Genomic DNA, 20,578 nt, shown 5'->3' on the forward strand with positions numbered 1-20,578 from the left:
TAGGACACCGCCGAACAAATTTTGGGAAAACCCCCGCATCGGAAGATGCGGGGGTTTTCTGCGTTATAGACCACGTTATAAACCAGGTGAGTGAGCGGCCGGTGGGGTCTAGCGTGGCCGCATGACTGCTACGACCGACGGTGATTACCTGATTCGTGCGATACGGGCCGACGAGTGGGCGGCCGTCAAGCGGCTGCGGCTCGCCGCGCTGCGGGACCCGGTGGCGGACATCGCGTTCCTGGAGTCCTATGACGAGGCCCTGGGGCGGCCGGACTCCTTCTATCAGGAGCGGGCCGCGCGTTCGGCCGCGGAGCCGAGCGATGCCCGGCAGTTCATCGCGGAGGCGGCCGACGGAGAGTGGGCCGGGACCGCGACCATGCTGATCGAGGAGGCCGGGACCATGGACTGGGCCGGGTTTCCCGTCGAGCGGCGGCAGGGGCATGTCGTAGGCGTGTTCGTACGGCCCGAGCACCGGGGCGTCGGACTGGTCAAGGCGTTGTTCGACGCGGGTGCGCAGTGGGCGCGGGAGCGGGGCGCGGAGCGGGTGAGGCTGCTGGTGCACGGGGAGAACCCGCGGGCCCAGGGGGCGTACCGCAAGGCGGGGTTCGTGCCGAGCGGAGTACTCGTCCCGTTCTTCAAGGACGAGGCGGAGACCGAGGTCGAGTTCGTGCTGGAGTGGCCGGCCTAGACCGGCAGTTCCCGGTGCGGCCAGCGGGAGCGGGCCTGTTCATGGGAGCGGAGCAGGGCGAGGGTCGGCAGGCCCTGGCCGGTGCCGGTGGCCAGCAGGTCGGGAAGCTGGGGGAGTGGGGCCACGGCCGCCACGTCGTCCAGGACCAGGGTCAGTGGTGGGTCGAGCCGACCGGGGGATGACCGTTCGGCCATGCGCCGGCCGTGCTCGACCACGCTGGAGGCGAGCGCTGTCAGGAGCGGCATCGCCCCGGGGTTGGTCCTGGGGTCCTCGATGGATTCACCGACCACATAAAGCGTGCCCCCTTCGGCGATGAAGGAATCCAGGGCGAGGGCATCGGATCGGTTGGGTGTGCAGGCCTCGCGGATGTTGACCGTGAACAGGGCGGCGAGCGCGCGGGCCGTCAACTCCTGTGCGATGTCCCGGCGTTCGGGGTGGGAGGTGAGGGCGGCCTCCAGCTCGCCGGCGGCGCCGGGGGCCGCCTTCGGGTGGGTGCGGAGGGTTCGTACGGCGTCCTGGACGCCGGTGCCCTGGGCCCAGCGGTGGACGTGGCGGATCGTGCGGTTCTCCAGCGCGGCGGCGTGCAGGTAGCTGCGCAGGAGGGTCTCGGCCGTCTCCGTGACCGTCTGGTCGATTTTCGCGGTCGGTCTGACCGGGGTGAGGAGGGCCTGGGCGCGCCGGATCGCGGTCTGCTTGTCCGCGCAGTGGGCCGTGGGGGACCAGTGGAAGCGGGCGGGGGTGTCGCAGAGGTGGTTCGGGTCGTAGAGGAGGACGGGGCCGAGTTTGGCTCGGGCGTCCTTCGTCTCCGACCAGAGGGCGGGGTTCGAGGTGACGACGAGGGCGGGGCCGGGTGCGTCCTGGATGGCCTGGGTCGCGGTCGCCTGCCGGCGTTCCCGCGGTGCGAGGTGGATCCTGCTCCAAGCGCCCGGCCGGTCGCCGTCGGCGGTGGGGCGGATTCCCTCAAGGGAGGCAAGGGACGCAAGGGATGCACGGCGCTCAAGGGGCTCAAGGGGCTCAAGGGGCTCGATGGGCTCGATGGACTCAAGGGACTCAGTCGGACGGACCGTCTCCTGAACCGGCTCCCGCTGCACGGCCTCCGGGTACAGAGGCTCTCGGGAGAGAGGCTCCCGGGATACGCCCTCCCGGTACACGCCCTCCCCGGTGCCCGGCCGTTCAGCCGCTTCCCGTTCGGTGCGCGGCTCGGGTACCCCGGCCGTCGTCCTGCTCTCCCCGCGCTTCGCCGCCGCTGCCCGGCTACGCCTCCCGGCCCGCCATCGGGCGACCGTCCCGAGCACGAACACGGTGAGGACGACCAGGATCATCAGCTGGCCGATGAACAGGCCCCAGAACAGCCCCCAGCCGGCCAGGCGGGCCGCCGGGGTGTCCGGCCAGGCGCCGGTGATGTCGTGCGGGGCGCCGATGAGGTGGCGCATCGCGACCGGGGTGTGGGAGAGGTCGACCGTCGACGGCCAGCTGCCGTGGGCGAACCAGGCCGCCAGTCCGGTCGCCGTCCACACCAGGATCGTGATGCCGAGCAGGAACCCGAGTATGCCGATCAGCAGGCCGTCGGGAATCCCGCCGCCCTGCTGATCGCGTTCCTGTCGAGGGTCCGGTCTCACGAACGGTCCTCCCTATGCCACCGTCGATTCGGAGTCGCCGAGGTGCTGTTCCACGAAGGCCGCCGCCCGCTGTTCCGCCTCCAGTTCGGCGGCGAGCAGGGCGTCGTCCGTGGCCAGTACGTCGCTGGACGACTCGGTCATCGCGCGGTCCGTGAAGACGAGCGGGCGTTCCGTCTCGGTGACCAGGTGTTTGACCACCTGGACGTTGCCGTTGACGTCCCAGACCGCGATGCCGGGGGTGAGGGTCGGGATGATCTCGACCGCCCAGCGGGGGAGGCCGAGCACGCGGCCCGTCGCTCGGGCCTCGTCCGCCTTCTGGGCGTAGACCGTCCGTGTCGACGCCATCTTCAGGATGGCCGCCGCCTCCTTGGCCGCCGCGCCGTCCACGACGTCCGACAGGTGGTGGACGACCGCCACGAAGGACAGGCCGAGCCGTCGGCCGAACTTCAGCAGCCGCTGGAACAGCTGGGCCACGAACGGGCTGGCGATGATGTGCCAGGCCTCCTCGACCAGGAAGATGCGCTTCTTGCGGTCGGGGCGGATCCAGGTGTGCTCCAGCCACACGCCGACGATCGCCATCAGGATCGGCATGGCGATGGAGTTGCGGTCGATGTGGGAGAGGTCGAAGACGATGAGCGGGGCGTCCAGGTCGATGCCGACCGTGGTCGGGCCGTCGAACATGCCCCGCAGGTCACCGTCGACCAGGCGGTCCAGGACCAGGGCGACGTCCAGGCCCCAGGCCCGTACGTCGTCTATGGCGACGTTCATCGCCTCGGCCGACTCCGGCTCGGGGTGCCGTAGCTGCTCGACGATGTCGGTCAGTACGGGTTGGCGGTCGAGGATCGTCTCGTTGACGTAGGAGTGGGCGACCTTCAGCGCGAAACCCGCGCGCTCGTCGAGGCCGTGGCCCATCGCCACTTCGATGATGGTCCGCAACAGTGCCAGCTGGCCGGTCGTCGTGATGGCCGGGTCCAGGGGGTTGAGCCGGATGCCGTGGTCCAGGGCCGCCATCGGGTCCAGCCGGATCGGCGTTATCCCCAGCTCTTCCGCGATGAGGTTCCACTCGCCGACGCCGTCCTCGCCCTGGGCGTCCAGGACGACGACCTGGCGGTCGCGGAAGCGCAGCTGCCGTAGGACGTAGGTCTTCTCCAGGGCCGACTTGCCGTTGCCGGACTCGCCGAGGACCAGCCAGTGCGGGGCGGGGAGCTGCTGGCCGTAGAGCTGGAAGGGGTCGTAGATGTAGCCCTTGCCGGAGTACACCTCGCGGCCGATGATGACGCCCGAGTCGCCGAGACCGGGCGCGGCGGTGGGCAGGTAGACCGCCTGGGCCTGGCCGGTGGAGGTGCGGACCGGGGAGCGGGTCGTCTCGACCTTCCCGAAGAGGAAGGACGTGAAGGCTTCGGTGAGGACGGACAGCGGGTCCCTCATCAGCGCATCAGCCTCTACCTTCGGATTCCGGTGGCGAAGGGCAGTGTGTTCACGAAGGCGCGGTGGTGCTCGCGGTCGCACCACTCCAGCTTCAGGTACGACTTGCCGGCGGACGCCCTTATCGTGCGCTTGTCGCGGTTGAGGGCCTCCGGGGTGCGGGAGGAGACGGTGATGTAGCCGACCAGGTTGACGCCGGCCGCGCCGCTGGCCAGGTCCTCGCCACGCTGGTCGAGGCGGTTGTGGGCGGCGATGTCGCGGGGGTCGACGGTCCGGTTCATCTTGGCGGCGCGGGACGCCTCCGCCTCGTCGTTCGTCTTCTCGGTCAGCATGCGTTCGATGGCGACCTCGGTGGGTTCGAGGTCCATGGTCACGGCGACCGTGCGGATGACGTCCGGGGTGTGGACCAGGAGGGGCGCCAGGAAGTTGACGCCGACCGGGGTCATCGGCCATTCCTTCACCCAGGCGGTGGCGTGGCACCAGGGTTCGCGGGTGCGGGACTCGCGGGTCTTGGCCTGGAGGAACGTGGGCTCCATGGCGTCGAGTTCGGCCGGCCAGGCGTTGCGCTGGGTCATCGCCTGGATGTGGTCGATGGGGTGGTCCGGGTCGTACATGGAGTGGATGAGCGAGGCGAGCCGGCCCTGGCCGAGGGGCTGGCGGACGCGGATGTCCGCTTCCTGGAGGCGGGAGCAGATGTCGGTGAGCTCGCGGGCCATGACGACCGCGAGACCGGCGTCGCGGTCCAGTTTGCGGCCGGACTGCGGGCGGGCCGCGCGGGCCATCGCCTGGGCCTCGGCGGCGAGTTCGCGGGAGTAGTGCATGCAGGCGACGAGGTAGGCGCGGTGCTGTTCGCTGCTGGTGGAGACCATGGACTGGAGCTGGTCGTAGGAGCGGGACAGCCAGTCCGGGGCCTTCTCGTCGCCGCGCTGGGCGACGTCCTTGGCGTGTGCGTCGGGGTCGGCGGGGAGGGTGCGGGCGAGCATCTGGAGGCGGGTGACGAAGCCGTCGCCGTTGGCCACGTGCTTGAGGAGGGTGCCGAAGCGGTCGACGAGGGCTTCCTGGTCCTCGGAGTCGCGCAGGCCGACGCCGGGGCCCTCGATCTCGATGGCGGCGGTGACGGTCTTGCGGTCGGCGTGCAGGAGCACGGCGATCTCGTCGGGGCCGAAGGGCGCGGCGAGCCAGCTGATGCGGCCGATGCCGGGCGGCGGGCCGACCTCGATCTCGCGGCCGTCGAGGCGGGTGCCGGCCTCGGCGGCGGCGGACCGGTAGGCCGTGCCCTGGCGCAGGCTCCGCTTGTAACTGCGGTTGATCTCGAACCACTTGTAGAACGTGCGGCGCTTGTACGGCACGTAGACCGCGGCCAGGGCGATCAGCGGGAAGCCCATCAGCAGGACGATCCGCAGGGAGAGGACCGGGACGAGGAGCCCGCACATCATGCCGAGGAACGCGCCCGCGATGATGAGCGCGATCTCGCCGGACTCACGGTTCCTGCCGATGATCGCGTTCGGCCGGGCCCGGCCGATGAGATACGTACGGCGGGGCGTGATCGGATGGGACAGGTGGGACTCTGTCGTCAACGCCCTTCACCTCCCGAGCTGTTGTTGCGGGTGTTGCTGGCGTGCGGGGTGTTGGCCGGGCTGGGCGCGCGGGGTGCGGGTGCGGCGGAGGGGACAGTTCCGCCGCCACCACCGTTCGAGGTGCGCGTGCTGTGCGCGGCGACGCCGCCCGAGGCGGGGTTGGACGGGCGGGCACCGGAGGAGCCGGTACCGCCGCCCCCGCCGCCGTTGTTGTCGGCGCGGGCGCTGTGCGTTCTGATGCCCTGGGCGACGAGGTTGGCGGGGCTGCTGATGACGGCGGCGGCTTTGCCCTCGGCGCCCTGCATGATGCGGTTGTTGCGGCTGCCCGCGATCTCGTCGCCGAAGCCGGGGACGAAGCGGTAGATCATCGCGCTGGCGAAGATGGCGAGCAGGATGATGGCGAGGCCGGAGACGACGGCGGAGAAGGCGTCGGGGCCGCCGTCGGAGGACAGGGCGCCGGCCAGGCCGAGCACGATGACGATCACCGGTTTGACGAGGATGACCGCGATCATGATGCCGGCCCAGCGGCGGACGTGGCCCCAGAGGTTCTTGTCGACGAGGCCGGCGTAGACGACGGTGCCGAGGAGGGCGCCGACGTACAGCAGGGCGGCCCGGATGACGAGCTCCAGCCAGAGGACGCCGGCGGCGAGGATGCTGACCAGGGAGACGACGATCAGCATGATCGGGCCGCCGCCGATGTTGTCGCCCTTGTTGAGGGCGTCGGAGAAGGTGCCGAAGAACGCGTCCGTCTGGTTGCCGGTGGTCTTCGCGAGGACGTCGGTCACGCCGTCGGTCGCCGACACCACCGTGTAGAGGATCAGGGGGGTGAAGGCGGAGGCCAGGACGGTGAGCCAGAGGAATCCGATGGCTTCGGAGATGGCCGTGGTCAGGGGGACCCCGCGTACCGCCCGCTTCGCCACGGCCAGCAGCCACAGGAGCAGGGTGAGGATCGTCGACGCGGCGAAGACGACGGCGTACTGCTGGAGGAACTTCTCGTTGGTGAAGTCGACGTTGGCGGTCTCCTTGACGGCGCCGCTGAGCTTGTCGACGGTCCAGGAGGCGGCCTTGGCGCAGCCCTGGGCGAGGGAGGTGAGGGGGTCGAGGGTGGAGGTGAGGGGGTCGGTGGAGCCGCCGCCGCTGCCGCCGGAGCCGCTTTCGCAGAGTTGCAGCGAGGGGCCGGTCATGCCCGCGCAGTTGTTGCTGCTCGGCGTGGCCGAAGGGCTCACGGACGGGGAGGCGCTCGGCGAGGGGGCCGCGAGGGCGCGGGTGGCCAGGAGGACGGCGGAGGTCTGCACGCAGGCCACCAGGCCGGTGAGTTTGAGCACGCGGTGCTGGCTAGCGGGCATAGGTGAACCCTCCGAATTCCTGGACCGCCTTGCTGATCTCGTCGGTCCCGGACACGGTGTTGTCTCCGGTGACCGGGGTGGGGCCGGTTTTCTGACTGGACTGCAGAACCTTCCAGTCGCCGTCGCTCCAGTGCAGTTTCATGGTGACGGTGAACCAGTTGCTGGTGACGGGGCTGGTCGACTTCTCGCCTGCCATGCCGAACAAACCGTTGCACCAGACCTCGACGGTGGCGGCGCTGTCGCTGTACGAGGTGACCTTGGCGCCGGCCGGCAGCGTGCGGTTGACGAAGGTGCTGCCCTGGGGTGCCGATCCGTCGGTTTCGAGGCCGGCCTTCTTCAGGAAGTCGGCCGAGTAGTCGGCGTCGAAGCCGGACTGCATGCTGTTCACGACGGTGGGGTCGGCGACGGTCTGCACGATCGTGTGCCGGGTGGCCGTCTTGAACATGCCGTCGGAGCCCAGCACCGTGGAGTAGTTGGCCGCCGCGCTCTGCGCTCCCTGGGCGCTGTGTGCGAAGCCGGTGGGGATGCCGTCGCTCTTGGTCTCCACCGGCTTGGTGCCGCTGGCCGCGGTCGAGGACGTCACCGGCTTGCCGCCGTTGCCGGTGCTGTTGGTGTCGGCGGTGTTCGAGGACCCCTCGTTCCCGCCTCTGTTCGCGAAGGCGATCGCCGCGATCAGGAGGACGACGACGCCGACGACCGTGACCAGGCTCCGGGACGAGGAGCGGCCGGTGCGGCGGGCGCCGCCGTAGGGGTCGTCGGGAAGGCGGGTGCGGGTGTGGCCGGTCTCCGGGTAACCGGGCTCGTCTCCGAGGCTCATGCCGGGTACTCCCCCTCCACGTCGTACCGGAACGCGTAGCAGTACGACGGTAGCCGTGCTGGTTCCCGCGCGGGCGCGGTGTGGTGACTCGACATCAGGGAAACGCAACCTCAGGGCGGGGAAGAGGGAGGTCCAGGCGGCTAGACGGCCATGCCGTACACGATGGTGAACAAGGTGCCGAGGGAGCCGATGATGAAGACTCCGGTGAGGCCGGCGATGATGAGGCCCTTGCCCTGTTCGGCGCTGAAGGTGTCGCGGAGGGCCGTGGCGCCGATGCGCTGTTTGGCGGCTCCCCAGACGGCGATGCCGAGGCAGAGCAGGATGGCGACGGCCATGACCACCTGGATCATCGTCTTCGCCTCGTTGCCCAGGCTGCCGAAGGGGCCCCAGTCCGGAGCGATTCCGCCGATGATGGTGTTGATGTCACCCTTGTCGGCTGCAAGGAACATGTAAGTCACCGCCCCTGGTGGGTAGTTCTGTCCGCCCCTGCCGGGTGCAGAGGTCACGCATCATTCTCGCTGACAACGTCGCCGGAGTATGTCGACTTGACGTCATTGATTGGCGGGTTTCGTACGAAGGGACCGTACGGTCACTCTGTGTATCACGGCAGGTCACGCCGGGCAATGAGGACTGGGCGAAACCTGTCGTGTGGTTCCGTCGTTGACCCCTTTCACGGTCTGGCACGGTTTGTGACGGCCAGTCGGGTGAAAGCCACCGTCCCGATGTTCTCATGACGAACGGGTCGCGGCTGGTTGCCGCGACCCGTGAGCCGGTGAGAGGGGTGGTGCCGGTTACTAGTTGGCGAAGGCGCTGATGCCCTCGGGGGTGCCCCAGCCGGTCGGACCGTCGTAACCGGTGGTGGCGGTGCAGAAGTACGAGGTGGAGCAGGTGCCGTTGTTGCCGCTCGTCACGTCGTTGAGGGACGAGGTGCCCGCGTAGTCGTACGGGTACTGGGCGGGGTAGGTGCCGCTGGCCGGGGTGCCGGCGAGGGCGTAGACACCGGCGATGATCGGCGCGGAGACGCTGGTGCCGCCGAAGGTGTACCAGCCGGCGGTGACGCCGTAGGAGTCGTAGACGGAGACGCCGGTGGCCGGGTCGGCGACCGCGGAGACGTCGGACTCCATGCGCTTGGTGCAGCCGGTGTCGGTCTGCCAGGAGGGCTTGGCGTCGTAGGCGGAGCAGCCGGAGCCGGTGCCCTCGGTGCTGGACGTCTTCCAGACGGTCTCGGTCCAGCCGCGGGTGGTGGAGGAGGTGGAGAGCTTGGTGCCGCCGACGGCGGTCACGTACCGGGAGGTCGCCGGGTACTCGGCACCGTAGGCGCTGTCACCGGAGGAGACGGTGATGGCCACGCCCGCGTGGTTGTAGTACGAGGTGTCGTACGTCGTCTGCGAGGAGGACTCGGAGCCGCCGTAGCTGTTGGAGACGAACTTGGCGCCGAGGGCGACGGCCTCGTTCTCGGCGGTGCCGAGGTTGGCGTAGCTGGCGCTGGTGGCCTCGACGAGCGTGATGTTGCACAGCGGGCAGATCGCGGAGGCCATGTCGAGGTCGAGGGAGATCTCCTCGGACCAGCCGGCGTCGGAGGAGGGCAGCGAGGTGGTGGAGCCCGTCTGGCTGACCTTCTTGAAGCAGCCGTTGGCCGTGGTGCAGGCGGACAGGCCGTAGTACGACCGGTAGGTCGCGAGGTCCGCCTCGGCGTTCGGGTCGTTGTACGCGTCGACGATCGCGATGGTCTCGCCGGAGCCGTTGGAGGCGGCGGCGGAGGTCAGGCCGTAGGCCGACCGGAGGTTGGTCGGGCTGTAGCCGGAGGGGGTGGAGGCGTCGGCGGCCTTGGGGGTGATGCCGGTCTTCGCGGCCTGCATCTTCTGGAAGGCGGTGAGGCCGCCGGTGACGCGGTAGGACTTGCAGGTGAGGTCACCGGTGTGCTTGGGGGTCGCACAGGGTGTCGAGACGTAGGTCACCTTGCCGGACGCGGTGGCGGCCGCGTCGGCCTGGACGGCGGTGCCGAAGCCGGCGAACACCAGCGCGGCGGTGGCGGCCGCGGCGGTGCCGAGGCGGCGCCAGCCACCGCGCAGGGAGGATCTGTTGGGGGGAGTGGAACGCATGCGTGCAGCCTCCTGAGTTCCGGTACTGGGGTTGGAACAGGGGCGGTGCGGGTGCGGTCTGGTGCGTCTGCCGTCGGTACGGGTTCCCCGGCGGCGAGGGCGGCGGCCCGCGACGAGAATCCTTTGTTGAGTACGCGACAACAAGAGGCTGCTGGAATCCTGACTTCCGCATTGCCGAACGGGAGCTTCGCGTGACCCTTCGATGGCTGTCCGTTGTCTTGCGGGTGACGGGCGCTTGACTCAACTCACAGGAAATGCACGGGAGTTGCCAAGGACATGAAAAACGGGCCACGGCCGGCTTGCCGTGGCCCGTCTCTCTTTCGCTGCCGCCGAGGGGACCCCACGTCCCCCTCACGGTGGCGGCTCCCCGTGACCCGACGGGGAGGTTCTGCTGGAGGGGCTCAGCCGGTGAAGGCGTCGGTCCCCTCGGGGGTGCCCCAGCCGGTCGGGCCGTCGTAGCCCGACTTGGCGGTGCAGTAGTACGAGGTGGTGCAGGTGCCGTTGTTGCCGCTCGTCACGTCGTTGAGGGCGGAGGTGCCGGCCGCGGCGTACGGGTACTCGGCCGGGTAGTCGCTGCTGCCCGGGGTGCCGGCCAGGGCGTAGACCGAGGCGATCAGCGGCGAGGAGGCGCTGGTGCCGCCGTAGGTGTTCCAGCCGGTGCCGTCGTCGCCGTAGGAGTCGTAGACGGAGACGCCGGTGGCCGGGTCGGCGACCGCGGAGACGTCGGCGATCATGCGCTTGGTGCAGGTGGCGTCGGTCTGCCAGGAGGGCTTGGCGTCGTAGGCGGAGCAGCCGGAGCCGGTGCCCTCGGTGCTGGACGTCTTCCAGACCGACTCGGTCCAGCCGCGGCTGTTGGAGGAGGTCTTCAGGGCGGTGCCGCCGACGGCGGTCACGTAGCGGGAGGCGGCCGGGTACTCGGCGCCGTAGCCCTCGTCACCGGCGCTCGCGGTGATGGCCACGCCCGCGTGCTTGTAGTACGAGGTGTCGTACGTCGTGTCCGAGGAGGACTCGGAGCCGCCGTAGCTGTTCGAGACGAACTTGGCGCCCAGCTTGACGGCCTCGTTCACCGCGGTGCCCAGGTTGGCGTCGGACGCCGACTTGGCCTCGACCAGCAGGATGTTGCAGTTCGGGCAGGTCGCGCTGACCATGTCCAGGTCGAGGGACTCCTCACCGGCCCAGCCGCTGTCGGCGGAGGGGAGGGAGGTGGTGGAGCCCGTCTGGGAGACCTTCTCGAAGCACCCGTTGTCGGTCGTGCAGTCCGACAGGCCGTAGTACGAACGGTAGGTGGCCAGGTCCGCCTCGGCGTTCGGGTCGTCGTAGGCGTCCACGATCGCGACGGTCTCGCCCGAGCCGTCGGAGGAGGCCGCGTCCGTCAGGCCGTAGGCCGACTGGATGTCGCTCGGGCCGTATCCGGTGGGGGAGTCGGAGGCGGCGTTCGGCTTGACGGTCTTCGGCGTGACGCCCCTGAGGGCGGCCTGCTTCTCCATGAAGGCGGTGGTGCCGCCGGTGACCCGCAGGGCGTTGCAGGCGGCGTAGCCCGTCTTCGGGGTGGCGCCGCAGCCGGCCTTCTCGTACTGGACATGGGCCTTGGCGACCTGGGCGGCGATGGCCCGGGTGCTGACCTTGTGGGCCGTGGCGGCGGTCGCGGTCGCCGCGGTGGCGTGCGCCGCGGTGCCGATGCCGGCGACCAGGAGCGCGGCGGTGGCCGCGGCGGCGGATCCGATCCGGCGCCATCTACCGGCTATGTGGGGGGAGTTGGGGGTGGACGTACGCAACGTACAGCCTCCTGGGAGGGGTTGGGACAGAGGCCTGCGGGTGGGGGACCACCGGTGTGGTGGCCGGTGGGGGCGGCGGCCCGCGACGAACCATCCCCTTGTTGAGTACGCGACAACAAGGTGGATTTCGGAATCCTGACTTCCGCGTTACTGAAGGACGGAATGGCTTACTGATCAATGGGGGTCGGATGGCCGGAAGTTGGGGTCCGGTTGACCTGAAGTGCCGCCGGGGCGGGCCTCAATGCGCGTTGATCGGGCGTACCGCGCCGTCGGGGAAGTCTGCCGGTGGCCTCAACCGGGCCTGGATCAGCGGGGTTTGAGGCCGTACAGCAGGAGGTGGATGTGCTGGTCCAGGCCGGCCAGGACCGCCTCCGGCCGGAGGGTGCCGTTGGTGGCCAGTGCGGCCAGGCCGTGGACGCCGGCCGCGGCCGCGAGAGTGACGGCCTCCGGGTCGCCCTGCACGATCTCGCCGCGCCGCTGGGCGTCGGCGACCAGCAGCACGAAGGAGCCCAGCGAGAGCTCGGCCGCGGTGGCCAGTTCGGTGCCGATGTCCGGTTCGTGCTTGCGGGAGTACATCAGCTCCAGCAGCTCGGGGTTGTCGACGGCGAAGGTGACGTAGGCGCGGGCCAGCCCGGTGATGCGCGGTTCGAGGGCGGCCTCCGGAAGGTCCGCCGAGGCCAGGGCCTGGTTCAGGCGCTCGAACCCGCTGAGGGCGAGCGCGTCCAGCAGGGCCTGCTTGTCCTTGAAGTGCCGGCCGGGGGCCGCGTGGCTCACCCCGGTGTCGCGGGCCAGTTCGCGCAGGGACAGCGCCGCGGTGCCCTTCTCGCGCAGGGTGCGCTCCGCGCTGGCGAGCAGGGCGGCGCGCAGGTCTCCGTGATGGTAGGGGCGGCTTGGCGGCATGGGCGCCATGGTAACCCGATGTTGTCGTTGACAGCATTGTTGTCGCCGCCTACATTGGCGTCATGGCTGAGAAGAACAAGAAATGGAGCGCGTCCGACCTCCCCGCGCTCTCCGGCCGTACGGCCGTGGTCACCGGCGCCAACAGCGGACTCGGCTTCACCGCCGCGGACGCGCTGGCACGGGCGGGTGCGCATGTGGTGTTCGCGGTACGGGACCCGGAGCGCGGGCGGGCGGCCGCGGCCAGGGTGCCCGGCAGTACCGAGGTCCGCCGCCTGGACCTGGCCGACCTGTCCTCGGTACGGGAGTTCGCCGCGGGCTGGGACCGGCCGCTGGACCTCCTGATCAACAACGCGGGCGTGATGATGCTCCCGGAGCTGCGCACCGCGGACGGCTTCGAGATGCAGTTCGGCACCAACCACCTGGGCCACTTCGCGCTGACGAACCTGCTGCTGCCCTATGTCACGGACCGTGTGGTGACGGTCTCCTCGGGCCTGCACCGGGGCGGCGACGGAGTGATCCACTTCGACGACGTGAACCTGAGGGGCACCTACCACCCGACCCGCGCCTACGCCCAGTCCAAGCTGGCGAACCTGTTGTTCGTGCTGGAGCTCCAGCGGCGCCTGACGGAGGCCGGCTCCCGCGTCCGCGCCCTCGCCGCCCACCCCGGCTACGCGGCCACCAACCTGCAGAGCCACACCGCCAACCCGCTGGCCCGCCTCGGCATGCGGCTCGGCAACCTCCTGGTCGCCCAGGACGACCGCGCGGGCACCCTGCCCACGCTGTACGCGGCGACCCAGGACCTGCCGGGTGCGAGCTACGTCGGTCCGGACGGCCTGGGCGAGATGCGGGGCGCGCCGGCCCTGGTGGGCCGCAGCGCGGCGGCGAGCGACGCGGCGGCGGCCCGCAGGCTGTGGACGCTGTCGGAGGAGATGACGGGCGTGACGTGGGCGCCCGGAGTGGGGGCCGTGTGAACATCGTGCACGTCAGGGCCGGGTGACCGCCCAGGTGCTGGACGCGCGGCGGAGCTGCCCGCGGCGCCGGATACGGTGTGCGGACACGACCGACACGACGGATACGACGGCCTTCCGGGAGGTGGCGCGGTGGGCGCCGTGGACTTCACCCTCACCGGACGTACGGCCCTGGTGACCGGCTCCGTGCGGGGGCTGGGCCTGGAGATGGCGCGAGGCCTGGCGGGCGCCGGCGCGCGGGTGATCCTCAACGGGCGGGACGCGGCGACGCTGGAGGCGGTGGCCTCCCGGCTGCGCGAGCACGACGGCCTGGACGTGGCGGGCGCCGCCTTCGACGTCACCGACCGGGGCGCGGCCGAGGAGGCGGTGACCGCCGTCGGCGCGATCGACATCCTGGTCAACAACGTGGGCCACCGGGACCGCAGGGGCGTCGAGGAGATGGCCCCGGGCGAGCTGTCCGCGCTCCTCGACGTCCACCTGACGTCGGCGTACGCGCTGAGCCAGACGGTCGCCCGGGGCCTGGCCGCGCGGGGCACGGCGGGCCGCATCATCAACGTCTCGTCCGTCGTCGGCCAGCTCGGCCGGATCGGGGACGTCGCCTACGCCACGGCCAAGGCGGGCCTCGACGGACTGACCCGGGCGCTCGCCGCCGACCTGGGCCCGAGCGGTACGACGGTGAACTCCGTGGCCCCGGGCACGTTCGCGACGGACGTCGACGCGGAACCGGCGGCGGACCCGGACTGGGAACGCTGGCTGCGCACCCGGACCGCCCTGGGCCGCTGGGGCCGCCCCGCGGAGATCGCGGGCATCGTCGTCTTCCTGGCGAGCGACGCGGCGTCCTTCATCACGGGGCAGACGATCGCGGTGGACGGCGGGATGACGACCACGTTCTGAGTGCCGGGGCGGGCCTCAGGGGCTGTCCGAGGCGAGACAGGTGTGCGTCCTGGCCGGTGACCCGGAGTTCCGTCACCCCTTCGAAGGTGACGGCGACCGAGTGAGGCTGGGCCTCGGACCCGGTGGTCTGCTCGCAGAGCGTGTGCCCGTCCCGGGTGAAGACGACACGGCACCCGCCCCCGTACCTCACTCTGTGCACGTTCCGGGCGTCAAGCGCGGGTAAAGATCGCTGTGGGGGTGTGTCGATGCCCCGGCCGACGGCTCTGCCACTCGGGGGGCGGCCGGTCGGCCGCGAGGGCGGTTCCCAGGAAAAACTCAGTGAAGTCGGGAACCGATTCTCACCTTTGTGGGAGACAGTGGGGCCTGATGAAGCGCACCTCAGGCATCTCCGCCAACTCGCGACGCGTCGTGCTCTGTGCCGTGGTCATACTGGCCGTCACGTCGGCCTCCGTCGCGGCCGCCGACGAGGCCGCGGGGCCGTTCGGGGTGACCGCGGTGGTCGGGGCCACGGCGGAGAGCGCGCGGGTCGGGGCGCTGTTCGGCGCCGACAAGGCCGGCAGCCTGTCCGGCAACCACTTCTGCACCGCCTCCGTCGTGCACAGCCCGCAGCGGGACCTGATCGTCACCGCCGCCCACTGCATCGACAGCGGGGGCGACGCCGGGCTCGTGTTCGTGCCGGGATACCGGGACGGGCAGGCGCCGTACGGGGTGTGGAAGATCGGGAAGCGGTACCTGCCCGACGGGTGGGCGCACGGGCAGGACGAGGACAGCGACGTCGCCTTCGCCGTCGTGGACGAGCTGGGCGGGAAGCGGGTCGAGGACGTGACCGGGAGCAACCGGTTCGCCGCCGGGGTGGCCACCGGCGCCACCGCCGTCACCGTCACCGGGTACCCCGACTCCCGCGAGGTGCCGGTCAGCTGCACCAACCGGCCCGTTCCGCACAGCGCCACCCAACAGCGCATCGACTGCCCCGAGTTGACCGGAGGCACCAGCGGCAGTCCCTGGGTGAACGGGGACCACGAGCTGGTCGGGGTGCTGGGCGGGCACGAGCAGGGCGGCTCCACCCCCGACGTCTCGTACAGCGTGGTGCTCGGCAGGGAGGCCGCCGAGCTCTACAAGGACGCCACGGGCGGCTGAGCCCGCGGGCGGGGCGCTGCGCCGGGGGCGGCGGGCTGAAACGGCGTCATGTGCGCCGTCTTCCTGTGAAATAGCGCCACTCTCGGCCGAAATGGCGTTGAACAGCCCTGGCATGGGGGAGGGTTGGGGCGTGCGGAAAGTATGGGTGATCGGAGGCGCGGCGGCCGCGCTCGGGCTGAGCTTCGTCATGCTGCTCGTCATCGGCGTGTACGTCGTCGCCGGGAACCTGCTGGGCGAGGTCGGCGGCACCGGCAAGACCCTGGCCAAGGGCGCCGTGCCGGCCGCGTACCAGACGCTCGTGCAGAAGTGGGGCAACCTCTGCTCCGCCCTCAACCCCGCCTTGCTCGCCGCACAGCTGTACCAGGAGAGCGGGTTCAACCCGAAGGCGCAGAGCCCGGCGGCCGCGCAGGGGATAGCTCAGTTCATCCCGGGGACCTGGGCCACCCACGGTATCGACGGGAACGGGGACGGGGTCCGCGACGTCTGGGACCCGAACGACGCGATCCCGTCGGCCGCCTCCTACGACTGCCAGCTCGCCTCCTACGTCAAGGACGTGCCCGGCAACGTCTCCGACAACATGCTCGCGGCCTACAACGCGGGCGCGTACGCGGTCATCAAGTACAAGGGCGTACCGCCGTACAAGGAGACCCAGAACTACGTCAAGACCATCACCACCCTGGAGGAGAGCTTCGCCGCGCCGGTCAGCCGGCTCTCCCCGACCAAGCAGGCCGCTGGGGCCATCAACTACGCCCAGAACAAGCTCGGTACCCCCTACCTCTGGGGCGGCAACGGCACCGCCGCGGACCGCGGCCGCTTCGACTGCTCCGGGCTGACCAAGGCGGCGTACGCGAGCGTCGGGATCACGCTGCCGCGGGTCGCCAACGACCAGTACAACGCCGGGCCGCACCCCTCCCGCAAGGAGCTGCTCCCGGGGGACCTCGTCTTCTTCTCCACCGACCTCTCGAACTCCCGCGCCATCCACCACGTGGGGATCTATGTCGGTGGCGGGTACATGATCGACGCGCCCTACACCGGGGCCGTGATCCGTTTCGACCCCATCGACTCGGCCGACTACTTCGGAGCCACCCGCGTCACCGAGGATGGCGCGAAAGCGCTCCCGACGGCGGTCTGAACCGAGCGTATAACCCACCCCCCTGAGCTGGGGGTTTGTGTCTCTCTTCGATAACGTCTGCGTGATCATTCGGTGGATCCTGGAACGTAGTGGTGTGGGCCGTGCGTTCCTGTTGACGTAGCCGACCACGGGGGTGGCAGCGAGCGACGCACACCAGGTGCGTCCCGGACGACGAGAAGGGGCCGCAGCGCGATGGCTGTAATCGCCGAATCCGGATCGAACCCCGACGTCGACCTGCTCTACGACATCAACGGCCTGGCCAAGGACGCGCCGCACTGGTTCGACCGGGCCATGGAGTTCGTCGGGGAGTACGGACTGCTTCTCGCGATGGTGCTGCTGGTGGTGTGGTGCTGGTGGTCCGTGCGGCGCCGCGGGGACGGCGAGGTCGCGGCCACGATGGCCGCGCTGGTGTGGGCGCCGCTCGCCGCCGCGATCGCCGTCCTCGTGAACGTCCCCATCCGCGGCTTCGTCGAGCGGCCCCGGCCCTTCCTCACCCACCAGGGGCTCGACGTCCTCGTCTCCGGCAAGACCGACTACTCCTTCGTGAGCGACCACGCGACGATCACCATGGCGATGGGCGTCGGGCTGTTCATCGCCAACCGGCGGTTCGGGCTGGCGGGGATCGGACTGGCGCTGGCGGAGGGGTTCTGCCGGGTGTACATGGGGGTGCACTATCCGACGGACGTGGTCGGGGGGTTCGCGCTGGGGACGGCCGTCGTGCTCCTGCTGTCCCCGCTGGCGACCGCCCTGCTGACGCCGGTGATGAAGGCGGTGGAGGGGTCGCCGAGGGTGGGGTGGATCGTGCGGGGCCGGTCGGCCACGGTGGGGGTGGTGCCGGGCGGGCGTACGGCCCTGGAGTCGGAGGAGCGGGATCTGGCGGCGTAGGCGGGGGCCGGGGGGGCGGGGACGCTTACCGGCGCTTGCAGGGTGCCGCCGCGCCCACCCGTGCCGCCCTGCGGCACGCCTGCCCGCGGCTGTGCAGCGCCCCGTAAGGGGCGCGGGGAACTGCGCGACCAGCCCCCACGCGCCCGCGGCCGAACCGGTCCCTACAAGCCCTGCGCGTACGAGAAGAAGCGGTTCGGGTCGTACTGCTTCTTCACCTTGCCCAGCTTCGTCACGGCGTCGCCGTAGTACGCCTTCTTCCAGCCGGTGAGCGTCGGGTCCGCGTAGTTCTGGTAGGCCGCGCCGGAGGCGTACGGCTTCATCGCCGTGTGTGCCGCGTTCAGCCAGGACTGGCCCGTGCTGCCGGAGGACCCGGCGCCGAAGGACACGATGTACTGCGCCAGCATCCGCGACCGGCGGTGCACGAACGCCGTCGCCGTCGGCGAGACCCGGTTCACCGCCCCGCCGAGCGCCGTGAACGCGATGCTGCCCGCGCCGCCCCGGACGGCGGCGATCTGGTTCAGGGCCGTCTGGACGCCGGCCGCGGACAGCGAGCGGTCGAAGAAGTCGGAGCGGGCCGTGTAGGTCTCGCGGCCGAGCCTGCCCTGGGGCGAGCGGCCGGGGGTGGAGCCGGGCAGGTGGCACTGGGGCTCGGTGGCGAAGGAGGAGCAGCCGGCGTAGATCTCCATCGCCTCCTCGTAGCCGTGGCGGCGCAGGGAGACGGAGGAGGCGTTGGCGCCCGCCCGGTGGGCGAGGGTGTCGACCGCGTTCTGCAGTTCGCCGTACGTGCCCATCGAGAAGCAGGCCACCGAGACGCGCGGGTTGCCGCCCGAGTTCTCCAGGTGCAGGGAGGACCAGATCTCGTCCGGCTGGGAGGGTCCCCACTCCTGCCAGGCCTTGAAGACCTGCGCCGCCTTCGACCACGGCCAGGTCAGGTACGCCGTCACGCCCTGCGGGGTCGGGTGGGTCCTGAACTGCAGCTCCGTGACGACGCCGAAGTTGCCGTTGCCGGCGCCGCGCAGCGCCCAGAAGAGGTCCTTGTTGGTGCCGGCGTTGGCGACCACCTGCGTGCCGTCCGCCGTGATCAGTGTCGCCTGCGTGAGGCTGTCGCAGGTCAGGCCGTACGCGCGGGACGCGACCCCGTGGCCGCCGCCGAGGACCAGGCCGGAGACGCCGACGGTTGGGCAGGAGCCCGCCGGTATGGTCACGCCCTTGGCCGCCAGGCCGCGGTAGACGTCGATCAGCTTGGAGCCGGCGCCGACCACCGCCGTACCGCCGCTGACGCGGATCCGGTTCAGCCTGGAGACGTCGAGTATCAGGCGGCCGTCGCCGGAGGAGTAGCCCGCGTAGGAGTGGCCGCCGTTGCGGATCGAGACCTTCAGGGCGTGCGCCTGGGCGTACGACAGGGTCGTGCGGATGTCGTCCGCGTGCGCCACGTAGGCGACCGCCACCGGCTTCAGGCCGTCGAAGCGGGTGTTGTAGAGCTGGTGGGCGGTTGTCCAGGAGCTCTCGCCGGGGCGGATCAGGGTGCCGTCCAGGGCGTGGGCGAGGGCCGTCCAGTTGGCCGCGGCCGCTGCGCTGGTGGTCTTCAGTGCCGTACGAGAGGATGTGGTCGCGAGCGGCGCGCCGGTCGTGTGGGATGCGGTGGCGCCGCCGGAGCTGCACCCCGTCAGTGCGGTCGCCGCGAGGGTGGCCGCCCCGCCCGCTATGAACGTACGCCGTTCCATGCCCGTGCCTTTCGTCGGCTGTCGTGGGACGAGACGGCGTTCTGTCGCACACGGGTTCCCATGCGGTGTAACGAACGCTGTGACGTCGTAACGGCTGTGATGGCGAACGCCGAAGACTTGTTCGCTTAACCCGGCCGTTGGAACCGGCACGTGCCCTCACCGTGAGCATTCCGTGACCTAACCGGGTTGACGGCAGGGGTTCACCCCCCGTTCACCTATGGCCATCGGACGCTTCACCTGTTCTGCCTAATTTCGGCCGTACCGGGTGCGGTGAGCGGTCGTTAATGCCCAGTCAGGAGGCCCTCGCCCACCATCTACTTCGCACGCCGCCGAAGGTGGCGCCTCTGGAAGGAACCCCCGAAAGTGAAGCTTCAGCGCAAGAACCGGCTGCGCGCCCTGTCTCTCGGTGCTGTCGCCGTCTCCGGCGCCCTGGCCCTCACGGCGTGCGGCTCGGACGACAACGGTGGCGGCAGTGGTTCGAGCAGCTCTTCGGCCTCCGCCAACGCCAGCTCCATCAAGTGCGACGACGCCAAGGGCCAGCTGCTCGCCGACGGCTCCTCCGCGCAGAAGAACGCGATCGACGCCTGGGTGAAGAACTTCTCGCAGGCCTGTGGCGTCCAGATCAACTACAAGGGCTCCGGCTCCGGTGCCGGTGTGACCGCCTTCACGCAGGGTCAGATCGCCTTCGCGGGTTCCGACTCCGCGCTCAAGCCGGAAGAGGTCACCGCCTCCAAGAAGGTCTGCTCCGGCGGCCAGGGCATCGACCTCCCGATGGTCGGCGGCCCGATCGCCCTCGGCTACAACGTCCCGGGCGTCGACAGCCTGGTCCTGGACGCGCCGACGATCGCCAAGATCTTCGACAGCAAGATCACCAAGTGGAACGACGCGGCGATCAAGAAGCTGAACCCCAGCGCGAAGCTCCCGGACCTGAAGATCCAGGCGTTCCACCGCTCTGACGAGTCGGGTACGACGGACAACTTCACCAAGTACCTGATCGCCGCCACCCCGGACAACTGGAAGTACTCCGGCGGCAAGGCCTGGCAGGCCAAGGGCGGCCAGTCCGCTCCGCAGTCCGCGGGTGTCGCGCAGCAGGTCAAGCAGACCTCCGGCGCCATCGGCTACTTCGAGCTCTCCTACGTCTCGGACGGCGTCAAGGCCGTCTCGATCGACACGGGTGCCAGCGCGCCGGTCGCCCCGTCCACCGAGTCCGCCACCGCCGACATCGCGGCCGCCAAGGTCGTCGGCACCGGCAAGGACCTGTCGCTCCAGCTCGACTACAAGACCAAGGCCGAGGGCGCGTACCCGATGACCCTGGTCACGTACGAGATCGTCTGCGACAAGGGCAACAAGGCCGACACCCTCCCGGCGACCAAGGCGTTCCTGCGCTACATCGCCTCCGAGGACGGCCAGAAGATCCTCTCCACGATCGACTACGCCCCCGTCCCCGACGACATCATCGCCAAGGTCCGCACCACCATCGAGGGCCTCAGCTAAAGATCCGCGAGTGCGGCCGGGTTCCGGACAGGACCCGGCCGCACCGTCCGGTGCACCGCCGCCCGGAGCCGTACACCCCTACGTGCGGGGCTCAC

17 protein-coding genes are annotated in these 20,578 nt (G+C 70.4%); 7 read left to right on the plus strand and 10 right to left on the minus strand.

Annotated features, from left to right (window positions below; all coding sequences use genetic code 11):
- The first annotated feature begins 121 nt into the window (after positions 1-121).
- Entirely contained in the window at positions 122-688 is a 567-nt protein-coding gene (locus IEZ11_RS29115) for a GNAT family N-acetyltransferase (RefSeq protein ID WP_189265893.1), read from the plus strand.
- On the opposite strand, the gene IEZ11_RS29120 is transcribed toward IEZ11_RS29115, so the two are convergent.
- The 9 genes from IEZ11_RS29120 to IEZ11_RS29160 form a co-directional block, all read right to left on the minus strand.
- Positions 685-2,307, minus strand: coding sequence for a type IV secretory system conjugative DNA transfer family protein (locus IEZ11_RS29120; RefSeq protein WP_189265894.1), 1,623 nt, complete (start codon positions 2,305-2,307; stop codon positions 685-687). The two genes, IEZ11_RS29115 and IEZ11_RS29120, sit on opposite strands and share 4 nt — an antisense overlap.
- A 12-nt stretch (positions 2,308-2,319) precedes the next feature.
- Positions 2,320-3,735 (minus strand): ATP-binding protein, encoded by a 1,416-nt coding sequence (locus IEZ11_RS29125; RefSeq protein WP_189265895.1) that lies wholly within the window; start codon positions 3,733-3,735, stop codon positions 2,320-2,322.
- A gap of 14 nt (positions 3,736-3,749) precedes the next feature.
- Positions 3,750-5,309 (minus strand): SCO6880 family protein, encoded by a 1,560-nt coding sequence (locus IEZ11_RS29130; protein ID WP_189265896.1) that lies wholly within the window; start codon positions 5,307-5,309, stop codon positions 3,750-3,752.
- Complete coding sequence (locus tag IEZ11_RS29135) at positions 5,306-6,655, minus strand: hypothetical protein (RefSeq protein ID WP_189265897.1); 1,350 nt, start codon at positions 6,653-6,655, stop codon at positions 5,306-5,308. Before IEZ11_RS29135 ends, IEZ11_RS29130 begins: the two co-directional genes overlap by 4 nt.
- On the minus strand, positions 6,645-7,472 hold the full coding sequence (locus tag IEZ11_RS29140; RefSeq protein WP_189265898.1) for a DUF8175 domain-containg protein: 828 nt from the start codon (positions 7,470-7,472) through the stop codon (positions 6,645-6,647). The genes IEZ11_RS29135 and IEZ11_RS29140 overlap by 11 nt, the downstream gene beginning before the upstream one ends.
- A gap of 140 nt (positions 7,473-7,612) precedes the next feature.
- Positions 7,613-7,921: a DUF8827 family protein gene (locus tag IEZ11_RS29145; RefSeq protein WP_089101683.1), complete on the minus strand. Its 309-nt coding sequence runs from the start codon at positions 7,919-7,921 to the stop codon at positions 7,613-7,615.
- A gap of 345 nt (positions 7,922-8,266) precedes the next feature.
- Complete coding sequence (locus IEZ11_RS29150) at positions 8,267-9,574, minus strand: S53 family peptidase (RefSeq protein ID WP_189265899.1); 1,308 nt, start codon at positions 9,572-9,574, stop codon at positions 8,267-8,269.
- A 401-nt stretch (positions 9,575-9,975) separates the two neighbouring features.
- A complete protein-coding gene (locus IEZ11_RS29155) occupies positions 9,976-11,349 on the minus strand; it encodes a S53 family peptidase (RefSeq protein ID WP_189265900.1) in 1,374 nt (457 codons plus the stop codon).
- 306 nt (positions 11,350-11,655) lie between these two features.
- Positions 11,656-12,258, minus strand: coding sequence for a TetR/AcrR family transcriptional regulator (locus tag IEZ11_RS29160; RefSeq protein ID WP_189265901.1), 603 nt, complete (start codon positions 12,256-12,258; stop codon positions 11,656-11,658).
- A 53-nt stretch (positions 12,259-12,311) separates the two neighbouring features.
- Here IEZ11_RS29160 and IEZ11_RS29165 point away from each other — a divergent pair, with 53 nt between their 5' ends.
- The 5 genes from IEZ11_RS29165 to IEZ11_RS29185 all read left to right on the plus strand — a co-directional run bounded on the left by IEZ11_RS29165 (position 12,312) and on the right by IEZ11_RS29185 (position 17,265).
- Positions 12,312-13,220, plus strand: coding sequence for an oxidoreductase (locus IEZ11_RS29165; RefSeq protein ID WP_189265902.1), 909 nt, complete (start codon positions 12,312-12,314; stop codon positions 13,218-13,220).
- 129 nt (positions 13,221-13,349) lie between these two features.
- Positions 13,350-14,111 (plus strand): SDR family oxidoreductase, encoded by a 762-nt coding sequence (locus IEZ11_RS29170; RefSeq protein ID WP_189265903.1) that lies wholly within the window; start codon positions 13,350-13,352, stop codon positions 14,109-14,111.
- A 366-nt stretch (positions 14,112-14,477) separates the two neighbouring features.
- A complete protein-coding gene (locus tag IEZ11_RS29175) occupies positions 14,478-15,248 on the plus strand; it encodes a trypsin-like serine peptidase (protein ID WP_189265904.1) in 771 nt (256 codons plus the stop codon).
- Between the two features lie 112 nt (positions 15,249-15,360).
- Positions 15,361-16,380: a C40 family peptidase gene (locus IEZ11_RS29180; protein ID WP_189265905.1), complete on the plus strand. Its 1,020-nt coding sequence runs from the start codon at positions 15,361-15,363 to the stop codon at positions 16,378-16,380.
- A gap of 192 nt (positions 16,381-16,572) precedes the next feature.
- Complete coding sequence (locus IEZ11_RS29185) at positions 16,573-17,265, plus strand: phosphatase PAP2 family protein (RefSeq protein WP_189265906.1); 693 nt, start codon at positions 16,573-16,575, stop codon at positions 17,263-17,265.
- Between the two features lie 161 nt (positions 17,266-17,426).
- On the opposite strand, the gene IEZ11_RS29190 is transcribed toward IEZ11_RS29185, so the two are convergent.
- Positions 17,427-18,989, minus strand: a complete 1,563-nt coding sequence (locus tag IEZ11_RS29190) for an FAD-binding oxidoreductase (RefSeq protein ID WP_189265907.1) — start codon at positions 18,987-18,989, stop codon at positions 17,427-17,429.
- A 363-nt stretch (positions 18,990-19,352) separates the two neighbouring features.
- Between IEZ11_RS29190 and pstS the strand changes: the two genes are divergently transcribed.
- Positions 19,353-20,483 carry a phosphate ABC transporter substrate-binding protein PstS gene (pstS, locus tag IEZ11_RS29195; RefSeq protein ID WP_189265908.1) on the plus strand — a complete coding sequence of 377 codons (1,131 nt, stop codon included), beginning with the start codon at positions 19,353-19,355 and terminating at the stop codon, positions 20,481-20,483.
- The last annotated feature ends 95 nt before the right edge of the window (positions 20,484-20,578 follow it).

It is taken from the genome of Streptomyces fuscichromogenes, from assembly GCF_014645815.1.
Lineage (GTDB): Bacteria > Actinomycetota > Actinomycetes > Streptomycetales > Streptomycetaceae > Streptomyces > Streptomyces fuscichromogenes.